This is a genomic window from Pseudomonas sp. TE6288 (assembly GCF_054062095.1).
This window is the reverse complement of sequence record NZ_JBSSEW010000012.1, coordinates 22,330-35,693: the sequence shown is the minus strand read 5'-3', so window position 1 is coordinate 35,693 and position 13,364 is coordinate 22,330. Positions and strand designations below refer to the sequence as shown.

The 13,364-nt window shown below is 64.0% G+C and carries 14 protein-coding genes and 1 other RNA gene; 10 read left to right on the top strand and 5 right to left on the bottom strand.

Features of this window, described 5'->3' with window-relative positions:
• Window positions 1-12 precede the first annotated feature (12 nt).
• Window positions 13-432, top strand: a complete 420-nt coding sequence (locus tag ACVWY1_RS14000) for a ClpXP protease specificity-enhancing factor (RefSeq protein WP_102682664.1) — start codon at window positions 13-15, stop codon at window positions 430-432.
• Between the two features lie 56 nt (window positions 433-488).
• Here ACVWY1_RS14000 and ACVWY1_RS13995 read toward each other — a convergent pair whose 3' ends face one another.
• The 5 genes from ACVWY1_RS13995 to ACVWY1_RS13975 all read right to left on the bottom strand — a co-directional run bounded on the left by ACVWY1_RS13995 (window position 489) and on the right by ACVWY1_RS13975 (window position 4,211).
• Entirely contained in the window at window positions 489-707 is a 219-nt protein-coding gene (locus ACVWY1_RS13995) for a YgdI/YgdR family lipoprotein (RefSeq protein WP_023630218.1), read from the bottom strand.
• Between the two features lie 59 nt (window positions 708-766).
• Entirely contained in the window at window positions 767-1,345 is a 579-nt protein-coding gene (locus tag ACVWY1_RS13990; RefSeq protein ID WP_023630217.1) for a BON domain-containing protein, read from the bottom strand.
• A complete protein-coding gene (locus ACVWY1_RS13985) occupies window positions 1,342-1,935 on the bottom strand; it encodes a phosphoheptose isomerase (protein ID WP_046857018.1) in 594 nt (197 codons plus the stop codon). The genes ACVWY1_RS13990 and ACVWY1_RS13985 overlap by 4 nt, the downstream gene beginning before the upstream one ends.
• 87 nt (window positions 1,936-2,022) lie before the next feature.
• Window positions 2,023-2,394, bottom strand: a complete 372-nt coding sequence (locus tag ACVWY1_RS13980) for a YraN family protein (RefSeq protein WP_277502979.1) — start codon at window positions 2,392-2,394, stop codon at window positions 2,023-2,025.
• Window positions 2,394-4,211, bottom strand: a complete 1,818-nt coding sequence (locus ACVWY1_RS13975) for a penicillin-binding protein activator (protein WP_457378409.1) — start codon at window positions 4,209-4,211, stop codon at window positions 2,394-2,396. The genes ACVWY1_RS13980 and ACVWY1_RS13975 overlap by 1 nt, the downstream gene beginning before the upstream one ends.
• A 188-nt stretch (window positions 4,212-4,399) precedes the next feature.
• Here ACVWY1_RS13975 and rsmI point away from each other — a divergent pair, with 188 nt between their 5' ends.
• The 9 genes from rsmI (at window position 4,400) to mraY (ending at window position 13,360) form a co-directional block, all read left to right on the top strand.
• A complete protein-coding gene (gene rsmI / locus ACVWY1_RS13970; protein WP_102682669.1) occupies window positions 4,400-5,275 on the top strand; it encodes a 16S rRNA (cytidine(1402)-2'-O)-methyltransferase in 876 nt (291 codons plus the stop codon).
• Between the two features lie 67 nt (window positions 5,276-5,342).
• Window positions 5,343-5,702, top strand: an RNA gene (gene rnpB / locus ACVWY1_RS13965) — RNase P RNA component class A.
• Window positions 5,703-6,011: 309 nt separating this feature from the next.
• Complete coding sequence (gene mraZ / locus ACVWY1_RS13960; RefSeq protein ID WP_011535546.1) at window positions 6,012-6,467, top strand: division/cell wall cluster transcriptional repressor MraZ; 456 nt, start codon at window positions 6,012-6,014, stop codon at window positions 6,465-6,467.
• Window positions 6,464-7,411, top strand: a complete 948-nt coding sequence (gene rsmH, locus ACVWY1_RS13955) for a 16S rRNA (cytosine(1402)-N(4))-methyltransferase RsmH (protein ID WP_102682670.1) — start codon at window positions 6,464-6,466, stop codon at window positions 7,409-7,411. Before mraZ ends, rsmH begins: the two co-directional genes overlap by 4 nt.
• Window positions 7,408-7,701, top strand: coding sequence for a cell division protein FtsL (gene ftsL, locus ACVWY1_RS13950; protein WP_023630124.1), 294 nt, complete (start codon window positions 7,408-7,410; stop codon window positions 7,699-7,701). Before rsmH ends, ftsL begins: the two co-directional genes overlap by 4 nt.
• The gene (locus ACVWY1_RS13945; RefSeq protein WP_177485990.1) at window positions 7,701-9,431 is read left to right on the top strand and encodes a peptidoglycan D,D-transpeptidase FtsI family protein; all 1,731 of its coding nucleotides are present in this window, start codon (window positions 7,701-7,703) and stop codon (window positions 9,429-9,431) included. Before ftsL ends, ACVWY1_RS13945 begins: the two co-directional genes overlap by 1 nt.
• A complete protein-coding gene (locus ACVWY1_RS13940; RefSeq protein WP_102682672.1) occupies window positions 9,431-10,918 on the top strand; it encodes a UDP-N-acetylmuramoyl-L-alanyl-D-glutamate--2,6-diaminopimelate ligase in 1,488 nt (495 codons plus the stop codon). Before ACVWY1_RS13945 ends, ACVWY1_RS13940 begins: the two co-directional genes overlap by 1 nt.
• On the top strand, window positions 10,911-12,278 hold the full coding sequence (locus tag ACVWY1_RS13935) for a UDP-N-acetylmuramoyl-tripeptide--D-alanyl-D-alanine ligase (protein ID WP_277502981.1): 1,368 nt from the start codon (window positions 10,911-10,913) through the stop codon (window positions 12,276-12,278). Before ACVWY1_RS13940 ends, ACVWY1_RS13935 begins: the two co-directional genes overlap by 8 nt.
• Window positions 12,278-13,360: a phospho-N-acetylmuramoyl-pentapeptide-transferase gene (gene mraY, locus ACVWY1_RS13930; protein ID WP_011535540.1), complete on the top strand. Its 1,083-nt coding sequence runs from the start codon at window positions 12,278-12,280 to the stop codon at window positions 13,358-13,360. Before ACVWY1_RS13935 ends, mraY begins: the two co-directional genes overlap by 1 nt.
• Window positions 13,361-13,364 lie beyond the last annotated feature (4 nt).

Here is a 13,364-nt window from a genome sequence, read left to right as displayed (position 1 = left end):
GAGGAGCCGTTGATGAACTCCAGTCGCCCCTATCTGGTTCGCGCGCTGTACGAGTGGATCGTCGACAACGATTGCACGCCCCATATGCTGGTCAACGCCGAGTACCCGGCCGTTCAGGTGCCCCAAGGTTTCGCCAGCGATGGCCAGATCGTCCTGAACATCTCCCCCAGTGCCGTGCGCAGTCTGCACATGGACAACGAGGCGGTGAGTTTCGAAGGACGCTTCGGTGGTGTGGCGCACACGCTGTATGTGCCCATCGGCGCCATCCTGGGGATCTACGCCCGGGAGAATGGCCAGGGTATGGTCTTCGAGCTGGAGCCGCCGCTCGCGGACGAGGATGACCTTGAGGACGACGTTGTCGAGCCGGATGACGATGGTCCGCCCGAGCCGCCGCGTCCCAGTGGTCGTCCGAGCCTGAAAGTCGTGAAGTAACAGGCAGGGACAAAAAAGGCGATCCGCAGGGATCGCCTTTTTCATGGCTGCCGCAATTACAGGTCCTTGATGCTCTGCACCTGGTCCTTGTTGATGCGGGTCGGCTTGCCGTCCAGTTGCTTGAACTCGTAGAAGCCGGAGTTGCGGTCGAAGTGCGGCGTGTCGGTGGTCTGCAGTTCGCGGCCATCGTTGAGGGTGATCACGCTCGGGGTGGAGCAGCCGGCCAGGGTGGCGAAGGTGCCGATCAGCAGGGCGGGCAGCAGCAGCTTTTTCATGGGGTACTTCCTGGATCAGAGTGAAAAAGGCGAGCGTCCCGACGCTCGCCAAGGGGTTGTCAGTCGATGTACTCGAACAGCTTGACGATCTTCTGCACGCCCGACACACCTTGCACCACATTGGTGGCAGCGTTGGCTTCCTGCTGCCTGACCAGGCCGAGCAGGTAGACGATGCCGTTTTCGGTGATCACCTTGATGCGCGAGCTGGGCACGCTCTCGTCGGTCAGCATCTGGGTCTTGATCTTGGTGGTCAGCCAGGCGTCGTTATTGCGCGCCAGGATCGACGACGGCTGAATGACTTGCAGCTCGTTGTGCACCTTCTTGACTCGCTGCACCTGGCCGGCGGTCTGCTCAGCGAGGGACTTGAGATCTGCGCGTGGTGTCTGGCCGGCAAGCAGCACAACACCGTTGTAGCTGCTGACGACGATGTGCGAGCCCTTGTCCAGCTCCGGGTTGGCCTTGGCGATGTTGACCGAGACCTTTGTCTCGATCAGCGAGTCATCGATCTTGCTGCCGATGGTGCGGGTGCCGCGGTCATCCTCGATAGGCGAGTTGCGCGCCGAGGTGAGCACGGAACTGCAGCCCGATACGCCGAGGCACAGGGTCAGGGCCATCAGGCCGATACGCTTGGAGATCATTCTTCACTCCCGAACAGTTGGCTGTCGATCAGGTCGCACAGACAGTGGATCGCCAGCAGGTGGACTTCCTGGATGCGCGCGGTGACCGTGGCGGGGACGCGGATCTCCACGTCCTCGGGCAGCAGCAGCGAGGCCATGCCGCCGCCATCGCGCCCGGTCAGGGCGACGACAATCATTTCGCGGTCATGGGCGGCCTGGATCGCCTGGATCACGTTGGCCGAATTACCGCTGGTGGAGATCGCCAGCAGCACATCGCCGGGCTGGCCCAGGGCGCGGATCTGCTTGGAGAAGACTTCGTTGTAGCTGTAGTCGTTGGCGATAGAGGTCAGGGTGGAGCTGTCGGTGGTCAGGGCGATGGCCGGCAGGCTCGGACGCTCGCGCTCGAAACGGTTGAGCAACTCCGAGGAGAAGTGCTGGGCATCGCCGGCCGAGCCGCCATTGCCGCACGCGAGCATCTTGCCGTCGTTGAGCAGGGCGTTGACCATGACCAGGCTGGCCTGCTCGATGTGGGGTGCCAGGATGTCCATTGCCTGTTGCTTGGTGTCGATGCTGGCCTGAAACAGCCGGCGAATTCGGGATTGCATGTCCATCTGGGTGACCTTAAGAGGGGCGGTGGCCTTTGCTACGCGCAACAGTGACCAGCCCGCGAAACATAGAGCTAGAAAATCGAATTGGGTTCAGCATTCGAAGGCATTTTTCAGCCATTGAAGCGGTTGCCCCGCATGCCCCCGGCCCTGCAGGGCGATAACGTCGAAGCGGCAGGGGCGGGTGGCCCAGCGGGGTTCGTGCTGCAGGAAGAGGTTGGCGGCAAGCGCCAGTCGTTGCTGCTTGCGCCCATCGATACTGGCGAGCGCTCCGCCGAACTCCGCATGCAACCGGTAGCGGACTTCGATGAATACTACTGTATCGGCATCGAGCATGACCAGATCGAGCTCGCCCCCCTTGCATCGCCAGTTGCGTTCCAGCAGCCGCAGACCTTGCCCTTGAAGGTATTCAAGGGCGTGATCTTCGGCGGCCTGGCCGGCAAGGCTGGGCGATGCGCCGGGCATCAGCGAGGGGTGTCCGGCAGGCGCTTGACCTGGCCGCCGGCGAATTCGGCCCATGGTAGCTGGCGCTCGATGCGCTGGCTGGGGTTCATGCTCAGGCTGCCGGACAGGCCTTCGACGCGGTTGTCCGGCAGCGCCTTGAGTTGGCCCAGGCGCGGTGCAAGGCTGTAGGCGTCGACGCCCATGGCGTACAGGCGGCCGAGGCTGCCGGCGGCCTGAGGCCACTGCTGTACGACTTGTTGGCGCAGGCTGTTGGTGGTGTCCAGTAGCCACGGCGTTTCGCAGAAGCGGATGCCGTTCATGTCGTTGTACTGGTTCACGTCACCGCTGGCGCTATACAGGTTGGAGGTGGCGTAGACAGGCACGTCACCGGCGTACTGGAAGTTCAGCGTGGGTTTGATCTGCTGGGCTTGCTGCGGCGTCGAGGCGAGGAAGATGAAGTCGATGTCCTGGCGGCGCGAAGGTTGCGCGGCGATGGTGCCGCCGACGGTGCTCTGCAGGCTCTTGGCGCGGCCTTCGCTCTGGCGCAGCTGGAACAGATCAGCGATCTGCTGGGCGAGGGCGACGGGCTGGGCGATGCGCTGCGCGGTAATCAGGGTGCCACCATTGCCTTCCCAGTCCTGGCGGAAGGCGGCGAGCACGCGGTCGCCCCATTCACCGCTCGGTACCAGGGCCACGGCGCGGACCATGCCGTCGGCGCGTGCGCGACGCGCGACTTCGCGAGCTTCATCTTCGGCGGCCAGGCCGAACTGGAACAGTTGTGGCGGCGCTTTCTGGCCAGCGTCGGCGTAGTTCAGGGCCAGGGTGGTGATGGGCAGTTGCGGGTAGGCGGCGAGCTTCTTGACCAGCGGCTTTTCCAGCGGGCCGACCACCAGTTGCACGCCGGTAGCCTGGGCCTGGCGGTAGAAGTCGTCGAGCGAGGTGATGCGTGAGCTGTCGAACACTTGTACTGCAGGGGCGGGCTGGCCACCTTGCTGGGCCTGGAAGTGAGCGGCCATGAAGCCGTCACGCAGGGCGCGGGCGACACCGGCCAGCGGGCCTTCCTGGGGCAGCAGCAGGGCGATCTTGGTCAGTGGCTGGCTGGCCAGCTCCTTGAGCTTGACCAGGGCTGTCGGCAATTGCTTGGCTGCCGGGTGTTCTGGATGCTGCTGGCGCCAGGTGTCGATGGCGGCCTGTTGCTGTTCCAGGGTGCCGGCGCGCTTCACGGCCAGGGCCAGGCTGGTCCAGCCGGCCAGGGTCTCGTCGGCGGCCGGCTGCTGCAGCTGTTCGGCGGGCAGCGAGGCGACCAGGGCCCAGATCGCGTCATTGTTGGTGCTGGCGGCCTGGCCGCTGAGCAGGGGTGCCAGCAGTGCGCGCTGCTGGGCGGCGGCCAGGGCCTGGCCGTCGGCTTCGAGGGTTGCGGCATGAACGCTGTAGGTGCGGGCCTGCTGCTCGGTCGGCAGTTCGCCGACGCGCTGCAGGCTCGGGTGGGCGAGGGCGGTCAGGGCGGCCTTGGGCTGGTTGCGGCTCATGGCGAGCTCGGCGGCCAGGGTGGAGGCGAACACCTGTTGGGCGGGCTTGAGCGGCTCCAGCGGGACTTGCTCGAGAATCCGCGCGGCGCGCGGGAAGTCCTTTTGCTTGTATGCCAGGTCCGCGGCGCTCAAGCGCAGCAGGGCTGCATCCTCGGCGGACTTGCTGGAGGCCGCCTTCTCGAGCAGTTGCTCGATGCTGGCGTCCGGGGTGCGTGGCAGTTCGCCCAGGCTGGATGAGGGCGAGCTGGCGCAGGCTGCCAGCAGGGCAGCGAGGCAGAGGGCTGTGAGCAGCCGCAGACAAGCGATCATGTAAAGGTCCTGTTACTCGATCAAGTTGGCCGGCAATTGTACCCAAGCGGGGGGCACGGCGCGATCTCGCCGACACTGAACCTTCACTATAGGTGGCCCGAGGTGTGCCTGGGGCGAAGTTCTTTGCGCCCTGTTACCGGTGCTCGGGCTACAATGGCGACCTTTGATCCGGAAAGCAGGTGTGCGCAGTGACTGATGTTGCAGGGGTTTCGAAATCCACGTTGGGCAAGCTTTACGTCGTTGCCACGCCCATCGGCAACCTCGATGACATGAGCGCCCGGGCACTGAAGGTGCTGGCGGATGTCAGCCTGATCGCTGCCGAGGACACCCGCCACTCGGTGCGTCTGCTGCAGCATTTCGGCATCGATACGCAACTGGCCGCCTGTCATGAGCACAACGAGCGTGACGAGGGCGGGCGCTTCATCACCCGCCTGCTGGCCGGCGACGATGTGGCGCTGGTGTCCGATGCCGGCACGCCGTTGATTTCCGATCCGGGCTATCACCTGGTGCGCCAGGCGCGTGCTGCGGGCGTGCAGGTGGTGCCGGTGCCGGGTGCCTGTGCGTTGATCGCCGCGCTGTCGGCGGCGGGGTTGCCGTCGGACCGCTTCATCTTCGAAGGTTTCCTGCCGGCCAAGGCCGCCGGGCGGCGTGCGCGTCTGGAGCAGGTCAAGGAAGAGCCGCGCACGCTGATCTTCTACGAGGCGCCACACCGGATCCTCGAGTGCCTGGAGGACATGGAAGCGGTGTTCGGTGGCGAGCGTCCGGCGCTGCTGGCGCGCGAGATCACCAAGACCTTCGAGACCCTCAAAGGCTTGCCGTTGGCCGAGTTGCGCGCATTCGTACAGGGTGACAGCAATCAGCAGCGTGGCGAGTGCGTGGTGCTGGTGGCCGGTTGGAGCGCGCCGGAGGGCGAGCAGGCGATCAGTGCCGAGGCGCAGCGAGTGCTGGATCTGCTGCTGGCCGAGCTACCGCTGAAGAAAGCAGCGGCGCTGGCGGCCGAGATCACCGGGGTGCGCAAGAACCTGCTCTACCAGTTGGCCCTGGAAAAGCAGAAAGCCCATTAGTGGCATAATGGTATTAATGGTCGCGCCGCTTGTTCTTGAGCGCGGCTACCGGTAACCTTGGCGGCGGAGAGTCGATCGGACAGTCGCTGCCGTCTTTTGTTCCGCAAAAGGCGGGGGAGGAAAGTCCGGGCTCCATAGGGCAGAGTGCCAGGTAACGCCTGGGAGGCGCGAGCCTACGGAAAGTGCCACAGAAAACAACCGCCTAAGCACTTCGGTGCCGGTAAGGGTGAAAAGGTGCGGTAAGAGCGCACCGCACGGCTGGCAACAGTCCGTGGCTAGGTAAACCCCACTCGGAGCAAGACCAAATAGGGTTCCATACGGCGTGGCCCGCGTCGGAACCGGGTAGGTTGCTAGAGGCGTCCAGTGATGGCCGTCGTAGAGGAATGACTGTCCTCGACAAAACCCGGCTTACAGATCGACTCTCCACCTCTTCCCTTCCTGCTTGAATCGATAGCAGATGCGTCCTGGTAATACCGAAAAAATCTTACTCTTAATAAATTACTTTAACTTCTCACTCTATCCGCTTGAGTGTGTTTGATTTTTTCCGTCAGTTTTTCCCTCCTGTAATCCTTCCGCCTTCCTTTGTTGCGCTAAATCGCCGTCCTGTAAGGGATTTCCTTATGAACGTGCCTTGACGGTGTGGCGGGCGGATTCCTATAGTGTGCGCAAGTGGCAGAAAGTGGGATGAAGTGGGTTTTCTGACACAAAAAAGCTAACATTGTGGGGAATCGCAGCCGTGTTCCGCGGAGCCAACGCCGTCAGCCTCGATGCAAAGGGCCGTCTCGCCATGCCGAGCCGGTACCGTGACGAGCTCGATTCGCGTTGCAATGGTCAGCTGATCGTGACCATCGACGCCGTTGACCCCTGCTTGTGTGTTTACCCCCTCGATGAGTGGGAACAGATAGAAGCCAAGTTGCGTGCCTTGCCGTCGTTGCGTGAGGAAAACCGTCGCCTGCAGCGTTTGCTGATCGGCAATGCGGTGGACCTGGAGCTCGATGGCAGTGGGCGTTTCCTGGTACCGCCCCGCCTGCGTGAGTACGCCAAGTTGGACAAGAAGGCGATGCTGGTGGGGCAGCTGAACAAATTCCAGCTGTGGGATGAGGATGCCTGGAACGCGGTTTCGGCAGCCGACCTTGCAGCTATTCAACAACCGGGCGCCATGCCCGATGATTTGCGTGACCTGATCCTGTGACCATAGATAGCGGCTTCAACCACATCACCGTCCTCCTCGACGAAGCCGTCGAGGCATTGGCCCTGCGCGCCGACGGTTGCTATCTGGACGGCACCTTCGGGCGTGGCGGCCACAGCCGCCTGATCCTCAGCAAGCTCGGGCCGCAGGGGCGGTTGCTGGGGTTCGACAAGGATCCACAGGCGATTGCCACCGGGCAAGCGCTGGCGGCCGAAGACGGCCGCTTTGTCATTGTGCAGCGCAGCTTTGCCGAGCTCGGCGACGAAGTGCGCGCCCGCGGCCTGGATGGCAAGGTCAGCGGCATTCTGCTCGACTTGGGCGTATCCTCGCCGCAACTGGACGACCCCGAGCGCGGCTTCAGCTTCCTTAACGACGGTCCGCTGGACATGCGCATGAACCCGGGCCAGGGCATCAGTGCCGCCGAGTTCGTCGCCACCGCGCCCGTCGAAGAAATTGCCCGCGTGTTCAAGGAGTACGGCGAGGAGCGCTTCGCCGGTCGCATGGCGCGCGCCGTGGTCGAGCGCCGCGAGAAGCAGCCGTTCACCCGTACCGCCGACCTGGCGGAAGTGCTCAAGGTCGCCAACCCGGCCTGGGAAAAGGGCAAGAACCCTGCGACCCGTGCTTTCCAGGGCCTGCGTATCCATGTCAACAACGAGCTTGGCGACCTCGAGGCCGGCCTTGACGCCGCGCTCGACGCCCTTGAAGTGGGTGGCCGCCTGGCAGTGATCAGCTTCCACTCGTTGGAAGACCGTATCGTCAAACTGTTTATGCGCAAGCTGGTCAAGGGCGAGGCAGACAACCTGCCGCGCAACCTGCCGGTTCAGCACAAGGCCTTCGAGCCGAAGATCAAATTGATCGGCAAGGCGCAGTTCGCCTCCGAAGCCGAACTCAAGGCCAACCCGCGGTCGCGCAGCGCCGTGATGCGGGTAGCGGAGAAGTTGCGGTGAGCAGGCTGTTTGCCAAGCCGCTGCCAGGCGGAAGCTTTTTGATGCTTCTGCTGTTCGTCGCCGTCCTGATTTCGGCGATCGCCGTTTCCTACAGCGCCCACTGGAACCGTCAGTTGCTCAATACCCTGTACGGTGAACTGAACGAGCGCGACAAGGCCCAGGCCGAGTGGGGGCGGTTGATCCTCGAGCAAAGCACCTGGACGGCCTCCAGTCGCATCGAGAGCCTGGCCTCGGAGCAGCTCAGGATGCGCGTGCCCGCTGCTGACGAAGTGCGGATGGTGGCGCCATGATGAAGCTCGAAGGCGCACTCTACCCCTGGCGCTTCCGGGTGGTGATCGGTTTGCTGGCGCTGATGGTCGGTGCCATCTGCTGGCGCATCATCGACCTGCAGGTCGTCGACCGCGACTTCCTCAAGGGGCAGGGCGATGCCCGCAGCCTGCGCCATATTCCCATCCCCGCGCACCGTGGCCTGATCACCGATCGCAACGGTGAGCCGCTGGCTGTCAGTACGCCCGTCACCACCTTGTGGGCCAACCCCAAGGAAATGCAGGCGGCCAAGGATCGCTGGCCGCAGCTGGCCGCCGCACTTGGGCAGAACCCACAGCAGTTGAGCGAGCGTCTTACCCAGCAGGCCAACAAGGAATTCATCTACCTGGTCCGTGGCCTGACCCCGGAGCAGGGCCAGCACGTGCTCGACTTGAAGGTTCCGGGCGTCTACGGCCTCGAAGAGTTCCGCCGCTTCTATCCGGCTGGCGACGTCACCGCGCACATGGTCGGTTTCACCGACCTGGATGACCATGGTCGTGAAGGCGTCGAGCTCGCCTACGACGAATGGCTCGCCGGGGTGCCCGGCAAGCGGCAGGTGATCAAGGACCGGCGTGGCCGGCTGATCAAGGACATCCAGGTAACCAAGAACGCCAAGGCCGGCAAGACCTTGGCGTTGTCGATAGACCTGCGCCTGCAGTACCTGGCCACCCGCGAGCTGCGTAACGCCATCGCCGAACAGGAAGCCAAGGCTGGCAGCCTGGTGATCATGGACGTCAAGACCGGCGAGGTCCTGGCGATGGTCAACCAGCCGACCTACAACCCGAACAACCGCCGCAGCATGTTCCCGGCGGCGATGCGCAACCGGGCGATCATCGATGTGTTCGAACCAGGCTCCACGGTCAAGCCGATTTCGATGAGCGCCGCGCTTGAAAGCGGGCGCTGGAAGCCGACCGACAAGGTCGAGGTGTATCCCTTCACCCTGCAGATCGGCCGCTACACCATCAAGGACGTATCGCGTGGTGGTGGGCCGATCCTCGACCTGACCGGCATCCTGATCAACTCCTCCAACGTCGGCATGAGCAAGATCGCTTTCGATATTGGTGGCGAGGCCATCTACCGGGTCATGTCCCAGGTGGGCCTGGGCCAATACACCGGGCTCGGTTTCCCGGGTGAGCGCGTGGGCAACCTGCCGAATCACCGCGACTGGCGCAAGGCCGAAACCGCGACGCTTTCCTATGGCTATGGCGTATCGGTGACCGCGCTGCAACTGGTGCATGCCTACGCGGCATTGGCCAACGACGGCAAGATGGTGCCGCTGTCCATTCTCAAGGTCGACAAGGCCCCGGAGGCCGTGCAGGCGATCCCGAAGGAAACCGCCGAAACCGTGCAGGCCATGCTCCAGCAGGTGATCGAAGCACCGCGTGGCGTGTTCCGTGCCCAGGTGCCGTTCTACCACGTGGGCGGCAAGTCGGGTACCGCGCGTAAAGCCACCGTCGGCTCCAAGGGCTACACCGAGAACGCCTACCGTTCGCTGTTCGCCGGCTTCGGCCCGATGAGCGACCCGCGCTACGCCATCGTCGTGGTCATCGATGAGCCGAGCAAGGGTGGCTACTTCGGCGGCCTGGTCTCGGCGCCCGTATTCAGCAAAGTGATGTCAGGCACCCTGCGCCTGATGAATGTACCGCCGGACAACCTGCCGCCGCCTTCGACGCAGCAAGCCAGCGCAGTACCCGCCAAGGGAGGGCGAGGTTGATGACGATGCCATTGAGCAAACTGTTCGCCCATGCCAGCCGCGATCCGCTGATCCGCGAGCTGACCTTGGACAGCCGCCAGGTGCGCCAGGGTGATCTGTTCCTCGCCGTGCCGGGTGCCAAGGTCGACGGCCGTGAGCATATTGCCGACGCACTGGCCCGTGGTGCCGCTGCCGTCGCCTATGAAGAGCAGGGTACCTGCGTGTTGCCGATTACTGACGCGCCGCTGATTCCGGTCAAGGGGCTGATCGGCCAGCTGTCGCAGATCGCCGGGCGCTTCTATGGCGAACCCAGCCGCCAATTGAACCTGGTGGGGGTCACCGGTACCAACGGCAAGACCAGCGTCACCCAGCTGGTGGCCCAGGCGCTCGATGCCCTTGGCCAGCGTTGCGGGCTGATCGGGACCCTTGGCACCGGCTTTTACGGTGAGTTGCAGAGCGGCCGCCTGACCACGCCGGACCCTATCGCCGTGCAGTCGACCCTCAACGACCTGAAAAAAGCGGGTGCCAGGGCGGTGGCCATGGAAGTGTCCTCTCACGCTCTCGAGCAAGGGCGGGTCGCTGCGCTGGAGTTCGATATCGCGGTGATGACCAACCTGTCGCGCGATCACCTGGACTATCACGGCAGCATGGAGGCCTATGAGGCCGCCAAGGCCAAGCTGTTCGCCTGGCCGAGCCTGCGTTGCCAGGTGGTCAACCTGGATGATGAGTTCGGACGCCGCCTGGCTGCCGACTTCGCCCGCCGCCCGAGTGCCGATCATATCGAGACCCGGTTGCTCAGCTACAGCCTGGAAAACCCGGACGCTTCGCTGTTTTGCCGCGAGGCCACGTTCGACGATGATGGCGTACGAGCCACCCTCGTCACCGCACAGGGCGAACGCAGCCTGCGCAGCCAGCTGCTGGGGCGCTTCAACCTGAGCAACATGCTGGCGGCGGTGGCTACCCTGCTGGCGCTGGATTACTCGCTGGACGAAATCCTGAAAGTCACCCCGCAGTTGCAGGGCCCGGTCGGTCGCATGCAGCGCTTGGGTGGCGGTGAGAAGCCTTTGGTGGTGGTCGACTACGCCCACACCCCGGATGCCCTGGAAAAGGTGCTCGAGGCATTGCGCCCGCACGCCCACGGCAAGTTGCTGTGCCTGTTCGGCTGTGGTGGTGATCGTGACGCCGGCAAGCGCCCGTTGATGGCGGCAGTCGCCGAGCGCCTGGCCGATCGTGTGCTGGTGACTGATGACAACCCGCGTACCGAGGATCCGCAGCGCATCTTCGATGACATTCGCCCCGGCTTTGCCCAGCTCGACAGCGTGGAGTTCGTCGCTGGCCGTGGCCTGGCCATTGCCCATCTGGTCGCCACTGCTGCTGCCGAGGATGTGATCGTCCTGGCCGGCAAGGGCCACGAGGATTACCAGGAGATCAATGGCGAGCGCCATGACTTCTCCGATCTGATCGAAGCCGAGAAGGCCCTAGCCGCCTGGGAGGCTCCACATGCTTGAGCCCATGATGCTCAGCCAGTTGACTGCTGCCTTGAGTGCTCGTCTGGCAGGCGCCGACGCCAGCTTTACCGGCGTCAGCATCGACAGCCGCAGCGTCGCTGCCGGTCAACTGTTCGTCGCCCTCACCGGGCCGCGCTTCGATGGCCATGACTACCTGGCCGATGTGAAGGCCAAGGGGGCCGTCGCCGCGTTGGTCGAGCGTGAAATTGCCGATGTCGATCTGCCGCAACTGGTGGTCGCGGATTGCCGCGTAGCGCTTGGCCAGCTCGGCGCGCTGAATCGTGCAGCCTTCGGCAAGCCGGTGGTGGCCATTACCGGCTCCAGCGGCAAGACCACGGTCAAGGAAATGCTCGCCGCGATCCTGCGCACCCGTGGGCCGGTACATGCCACCCGTGGCAACCTCAACAACGACCTTGGCGCACCGCTGAGCCTGCTGGAGATCGCCCCGGAGCACAGCGCCGCAGTGATCGAGCTGGGGGCCTCGCGCATCGGCGAGATCCGCTACACCGTCGGCCTGACCCGGCCGCAAGTAGTCATCATCAACAACGCCGGAACCGCTCACGTCGGCGAGTTCGGTGGTCCGGAAAAAATCGTCGAGGCCAAGGGCGAGATCCTCGAAGGCCTGGGCGAGGGTGGCACGGCCATCCTCAACCTGGCCGACAAGGCGTTCGACATCTGGCGCCAGCGCGCGGGCAGCCACCGCGTCGTCAGCTTCGCGCTGGACAACCCGCAAGCAGACTTCTACGCCAGCGATATCGGTCGCGACGCCCGTGGTTGCCCCTCGTTCACCCTGCATGGCCCGGACGGCAGTGTCCCTGTGCAGTTGAACCTGCTTGGCACCCATAACGTCAGCAATGCCTTGGCCGCCGCTGCCGCAGCCCATGCCGTTGGTCTGAGCCTGAGCGGCATCGCCGCCGGCCTTGGCGCCGTGCAACCGGTCAAGGGCCGCACCGTGGCGCAGATCGCGCCCAGCGGCGTGCGGGTCATCGACGACAGCTACAACGCAAATCCCACCTCGATGTGTGCCGCCATTGATATACTCGCCGGCTTTTCCGGTCGCACCGTTCTGGTGCTCGGGGATATCGGCGAACTGGGGCAATGGGCCGAGGAAGGTCACCGCCAGGTGGGTGACTACGCACGTGGCAAGGTCGATGCGCTGTACGCGGTGGGCACCAATATGGCCTACGCCGTTCAGGCATTCGGTACCAATGGCCGCCATTTCACTACTCAAGCTGAGCTGATCGAGGCCGTCAAGGCCGAGTCCGCCGGCGACACCACTATCTTGATCAAGGGCTCGCGCAGCGCTGCGATGGAAAACGTCGTGGCCGCACTGTGCGGCGCCAGCGGGGAGAAACATTAATGCTGCTGCTGTTGGCTGAGTATCTGCAACAGTTCCACAAGGGCTTCGCGGTCTTCCAGTACCTGACCCTGCGCGGGATCCTGGGTGTGCTGACCGCGCTGTCCCTGGCCCTGTGGCTGGGCCCGTGGATGATCCGTACCCTGCAGATCCGCCAGATCGGTCAGGCCGTGCGTAACGACGGCCCGCAATCGCACCTGTCCAAGTCCGGCACCCCGACCATGGGCGGTGCGCTGATCCTCTCTGCCATTGCCATCAGTACCCTGCTGTGGGCCGACCTGACCAACCGCTATGTGTGGGTGGTGCTGATCGTCACCCTGGCGTTCGGCGCCATTGGCTGGGTCGACGACTACCGCAAGGTCATCGAGAAGAACTCCCGCGGCTTGCCGAGCCGCTGGAAGTATTTCTGGCAGTCGGTGTTCGGCCTGGCTGCGGCGATCTTCCTGTACAAGACCGCGCCGACCAGCGTTGAAACCACGCTGATCATCCCGATGCTCAAGGACCTGGCTATCCCGCTGGGCGCCGGCTTCATCGTGCTGACCTATTTCGTCATTGTCGGCTCGAGTAACGCGGTCAACCTGACCGACGGCCTCGATGGCCTGGCGATCATGCCGACGGTGATGGTCGGCGGTGCGCTGGGCATCTTCTGCTACCTGTCGGGCAACGTGAAGTTCGCCGAATACCTGCTGATCCCTTACGTGCCGGGCGCGGGCGAGCTGATCGTGTTCTGCGGCGCGCTGATCGGCGCGGGCCTGGGCTTCCTGTGGTTCAACACCTACCCGGCCCAGGTATTCATGGGCGACGTCGGCGCGCTGGCCTTGGGCGCTGCGCTGGGCACCATCGCGGTAATCGTGCGCCAGGAAGTCGTCCTGTTCATCATGGGCGGCGTGTTCGTGATGGAAACCCTGTCGGTGGTCATTCAGGTGGCCTCGTTCAAGCTGACCGGCAAGCGCGTGTTCCGCATGGCGCCGATACACCACCACTTTGAACTCAAGGGTTGGCCCGAGCCACGGGTGATCGTCCGCTTCTGGATCATCACCGTGATTCTCGTGCTGATTGGCCTTGCCACCCTGAAACTGAGGTAAACGA

Excerpts from the sequence above, each read along its gene's own strand:
- ACVWY1_RS14000 (WP_102682664.1), top strand. The coding sequence starts at position 13 with ATGAACTCCAGTCGCCCCTATCTGGTTCGCGCGCTGTACGAGTGGATC.
- ACVWY1_RS13995 (WP_023630218.1), bottom strand. The coding sequence starts at position 707 with ATGAAAAAGCTGCTGCTGCCCGCCCTGCTGATCGGCACCTTCGCCACC.
- ACVWY1_RS13990 (WP_023630217.1), bottom strand. The coding sequence starts at position 1,345 with ATGATCTCCAAGCGTATCGGCCTGATGGCCCTGACCCTGTGCCTCGGC.
- ACVWY1_RS13985 (WP_046857018.1), bottom strand. The coding sequence starts at position 1,935 with ATGGACATGCAATCCCGAATTCGCCGGCTGTTTCAGGCCAGCATCGAC.
- ACVWY1_RS13980 (WP_277502979.1), bottom strand. The coding sequence starts at position 2,394 with ATGCCCGGCGCATCGCCCAGCCTTGCCGGCCAGGCCGCCGAAGATCAC.
- ACVWY1_RS13975 (WP_457378409.1), bottom strand. The coding sequence starts at position 4,211 with ATGATCGCTTGTCTGCGGCTGCTCACAGCCCTCTGCCTCGCTGCCCTG.
- ACVWY1_RS13945 (WP_177485990.1), top strand. The coding sequence starts at position 7,701 with ATGAAGCTCGAAGGCGCACTCTACCCCTGGCGCTTCCGGGTGGTGATC.
- ACVWY1_RS13940 (WP_102682672.1), top strand. The coding sequence starts at position 9,431 with ATGACGATGCCATTGAGCAAACTGTTCGCCCATGCCAGCCGCGATCCG.
- ACVWY1_RS13935 (WP_277502981.1), top strand. The coding sequence starts at position 10,911 with ATGCTTGAGCCCATGATGCTCAGCCAGTTGACTGCTGCCTTGAGTGCT.
- mraY (WP_011535540.1), top strand. The coding sequence starts at position 12,278 with ATGCTGCTGCTGTTGGCTGAGTATCTGCAACAGTTCCACAAGGGCTTC.